The sequence below is a fragment of the Flavobacterium sp. genome, assembly GCF_003525665.1.
GTDB lineage: Bacteria > Bacteroidota > Bacteroidia > Flavobacteriales > Flavobacteriaceae > Flavobacterium.
The window spans coordinates 1-4,468 of the sequence record NZ_DQDX01000198.1; the positions used below are offsets into that span (position 1 = coordinate 1).

General features: G+C 33.5%; 3 protein-coding genes. 1 reads left to right on the top strand and 2 read right to left on the bottom strand.

What is annotated here, in order from left to right:
* Positions 1–366 precede the first annotated feature (366 nt).
* A complete protein-coding gene (locus tag DIU01_RS13995) occupies positions 367–741 on the top strand; it encodes a hypothetical protein (RefSeq protein ID WP_290835489.1) in 375 nt (124 codons plus the stop codon).
* Between the two features lie 40 nt (positions 742–781).
* Here DIU01_RS13995 and DIU01_RS14000 read toward each other — a convergent pair whose 3' ends face one another.
* Both DIU01_RS14000 and DIU01_RS14005 read right to left on the bottom strand, forming a co-directional pair.
* Positions 782–2,665, bottom strand: coding sequence for a M1 family metallopeptidase (locus tag DIU01_RS14000; RefSeq protein WP_290835491.1), 1,884 nt, complete (start codon positions 2,663–2,665; stop codon positions 782–784).
* A gap of 159 nt (positions 2,666–2,824) precedes the next feature.
* A complete protein-coding gene (locus DIU01_RS14005) occupies positions 2,825–4,420 on the bottom strand; it encodes a S8 family peptidase (RefSeq protein WP_290835493.1) in 1,596 nt (531 codons plus the stop codon).
* Between the last annotated feature and the right edge of the window lie 48 nt (positions 4,421–4,468).

Consider the following 4,468-nt stretch of genomic DNA (forward strand, 5'->3'; position numbering starts at 1 on the left):
ACGTCATTATTATATCCTAAATTACCCAATCCACCGCATTTTTTTGTTTTTTTAAAAAAAAAAAAAATAATTAAAAAACAACCTTAGTTTTGTTTATTATTCTATTTTTGTTTGAAATCAAAATAAACCATCAAATTCATAATGTATGAAAAACGCAACTTTACTACTATTATTTTTTACCGCTTTTTCTTTTGCACAAAAAAAGGAAGTTGTGTTTAAAAAATTAGCCGAGTCAACCTGTGAATGTACAAAAGCCAAAGGCGAAGCAACAATTTCTGATATTTCACTCGGACTTTGTATCTTCCAATCCTTGGATATATTAACGCAAAAGAGCAAAAAGTTATTGGTTATAATCCAGAGAAAAAGATGGAAACTATTGAAGGTGTTGCCAAAAACGTAGGTTTGGAAATGGCACTAATTTGCCCTGAAATTTTTGCAAACATGAGTGATAGTGAAGAAGAAGCAACAGAAGAAGAAGCCGACGTAGAAGATACGTTTATTGTTGGAACTTATGATTCTATGGTTTCTAACGAATTTGTAACCATTAAAATCATCGATGAAAATAAAGCTGTAAAAGATTTTATATGGTTGTTTCCATTTGATGGCGACACATTGTTTATCAAGAAAAAAGTAGATAAAGGAGAAAAAATCGAAGTGCATTACAGAGAACAAGAATTCTTTGATCCAAAGACAAATAGTTATCAAAAATACAACGAGATAACAGAAATCAAACTTTTGTAAATAAAAAAAGCGGACAAGTAATTGTCCGCTTTTTTTTGCTTTATTTGATCTCGAAAGTATTGTTATCTTTCTTCACATCGGCCATTAATCCGCTTGGGTCAATGGTGATTTTCTTGATGGAAGTTTTTGATTTTGGTACTTCAAAAAAGTATTTAGAACTTCCCCAAGCCCAATCTTTTAAAACCGTTCTTTTAATTGCTGGCGTCGGATTTTCTTTTTCGAAACTCATCATTCGCAACGGAATGTAAAAGCTTTCTTTCGTTCCGTCTGTATATTCTACTAAAATGTCAATTGGCATTGGCATTCTTCCAATTCGTTCCAATGAAACTCCGGTTCTTTGAATACCATCAGTGGCACTTTCAACGTTTTTAATAGCATAATCAATCGTGTTTAATGTTTGAGTCCAATCGATTAAATACCAATCTAAATTGGCTCCAGAAACGCGTTCTGCAGTTCTTTTAATGTCATTTGGAGTTGGATGCTTGAACTTGAATTCAGAATAAAATCGTTTTACTGTTTGATCCAAATTTTCTTTCCCGATGAGGTATTGCAATTGCGTTAAAAATAAACATCCTTTTACATAAGATGCAGTGCTGTAACTTCTATTTTCATCATATCGATCGGCATGCGTAGAAAGTGGTTGCTCTTTTCCTGAATTAGCCAAAGATACATAAGCTTTATAAGTACCGTCAAACGGATTTTCTACTTTTTTATCAGACAATTCATTTAAAGCCATTTCTTCAATATAGGATGTAAAACCTTCGTCCATCCAAGAATGTTTGCTTTCGTTGGTTGCTAAAACGTGTTGGAACCAAGAATGTCCCATTTCGTGAGCAATAACGCCAATCAATCCTTCAAGTTTTCCTTCACCAAGAATTAGCGTACACATGGCATATTCCATTCCGCCATCGCCACCTTGAATTACAGAATATTGTTTATAAGGATATTTGCCTACAAACGAATTGAAATAGCGCATTATTTCAACCGTTTTTGGCTGAGCTATTTTCCAGTTTTCTATAATTTTTGGATTGTTTTTGTACAAGAAATGTAACGTGGTTCCAAAATCGGTATTTACGACATCATGAATGTAGTTTTTGTCTGCAGCCCAAGTAAAATCGTGCACATTTGGAGCTACAAAATGCCAAGTCAAAGTTTTTTGTTTCTTCGGAATTAAAACTTTTACACCAGTATCTTGGTAGTTGTGTCCAATTTCATTTCCGTTTTGTAAATAACCTGTTCCACCAAGAATGTAGTTTTTATCGATGGTAAGTTTTACGTCAAAATTTCCCCAAACTCCGTGAAATTCTCTTGCAATGTAAGGATCGGCGTGCCAACCTTCAAAATCAAATTCGGCCATTTTTGGATACCATTGACACATGGATAGTTCAACACCTTCTTTATTATTTCGTCCAGAACGACGAATTTGAATTGGAACTTGTCCATCAAAATCTAATGTAAAAGTTGTTGATTTTCCTGGTAAAAGTGGTTTTGCTAAAGTAACTTCTAATATGGTTTCAACCTCTTTTGCAACAGCAGCAACGCCATCTTGTTTAAAATTGGAAACGTGCAAATAACCCATTTCATTAGGTTGCAACTTAGAAATTCTGCTTTCTTTTATTTCTTTGCCATCTACTTTTACTTTGTTTACCATTCTTCCGTCTGGATCTTTTATGGTTTGCAAACGCATGTCCATTTCGCTTCCAGGTTGAAACGCATTGTTGTATAAATGATAGAAAACGCGACGTAAAGTATCTTGCGAATTATTGGTGTAAATTAATTCTTGTTTTCCTTTGTATTGATAGGTTTTTACATCCATCGAAACTTCCATTTTATAGTCAACGTGTTGTTGCCAATAAGTGGAACTTTGCGAATATCCAAGGTTAAATCCAAAAGATAAAATTGCAATTAGAACTGTTTTTTTCATATGTTTAAATATTATTTTTTAGCGGTAACATATGGTATCGCTTTTTTAATCATCGGTATTTGCTTGCGCAAATTTGTTGTTAATGGCGATTTCATAGTTTTTAGTTAAAAAAAATGGAAGGAAACTGAATTCCTTCCATTTATCAATTGAACTTGTTTTTTATTTTTTTGACATTTGTTCTGCCATCAATAAGGCGTTGTAAGCATTTACAATTTTACCCGATTTTGATGCATTAGTAAACGAACGTTTTTCTTTCTTTTCACCAAGAACAACTTCTGTAGTTATTGGCGTTCCAGAATCCATCAAAATTTGTTTTACTTGAGCAGCAGACAAATTTGGATAGTATGAACGAACTAAAGCCGCAACTCCAGCAACATTTGGCGAAGCCATTGATGTTCCTTGTAAATATTTGTATTTATTATTCGGAATTGTAGCATAGATTTCGTTTCCTGGAGAATAAATATCTACGTTTCTTGATGCATAATTAGAGAAATTAGCAACCATATTGGTTCCGTATTCTTTGTTTAATGCTCCAATTGACATGAAATTATTAGCAATTTCTTTTCCGTTTACTTCATCATTTGGAAAGTTTGGTTCTAAATCTAAATCTTTTCCGTCGTTTCCAGCTGCGTGAATGATAAGAACATCTTTACTTGCTGCATATTTAATCGCTTCCCAAACCCATTCTTTATTTGGAGAATAATCTTTTCCAAAACTTCCGTTGATTACTTTCGCTCCATTATCTGCTGCATAACGAATAGCAAGCGCAATATCTTTATCATATTCATCACCATTTGGAACAGCTCTTAATGCCATAATTTGAACATTGTCTGCAATTACACCATCGCCACCTTTTCCGTTTCCACGAATTTGAGCAATAATTCCAGCAACGTGAGTACCATGAAGACCATCTTTTACATCTGGACCTTTTACATTTCCGTTACCGTATTTTTTATCATTGATATCATCTGGATTATCTCCAACTGCTTTTCTACCATCATGTTTTACGTTCAAATTGTAGTTTAGCATGTCATAAACCTGATCCATTTGCTCTTTTAAATCTTCATGAAAGTTTGGTCCAACTTGCGCCGCAACGCTTATCATGATCATCTTATTTTGATTTAATGCTGAATCAGTAGTTGAAATTTTCTTCAAATCCTCAACAGTATAAAGTTCTTTGTTTAAATGAGTTTTAATCGCTTTATCAGCTTTAGAAATCATGTCCATTTGAGGCTTGTATTGCATCATTTCACCATATTGCTTGTCTAAAGCTTTTTTAGCTTCGGCATAATTTGGAGCCGATGGACCTTTTTTAACAATACGAGTTAACTCAAGATTTTCATCGTTAGAATCACCTAAAAAATTCCAACCATTAATATCATCAACATAGCCATTATTATCGTCGTCTTTGTTATTTCCGGCAATTTCTTTAGAATTCACCCAGATTTTACCTTTCATATCCTCATGGTCAATGTCAATTCCAGAATCGATAACACCAACAACAACTTTTGTTCCTTTTTTTCCTTTAAGAAATTCGTTGTAGGCTTTATCGGTACTCATTCCTGGAATGGTATCTTTTGCTAAATCTAAATGACTCCAACGTTTTAAATCTTCTTCTTTTACAGGAGAAGTTTTTAATGGTAATTTATCAATGTTAGTTGCGTTTGTGCTCACCATTGGAGCAAGCGCAGGCGAACAACTTGATAAGATAAGCGCTGCAAAAGCAGAAACGTAAATTGGTTTTATCAATTTCATAGTTAAAAATGTATTAAGTGTTCAAAAATAGTAAGTTTCAATTGTTTT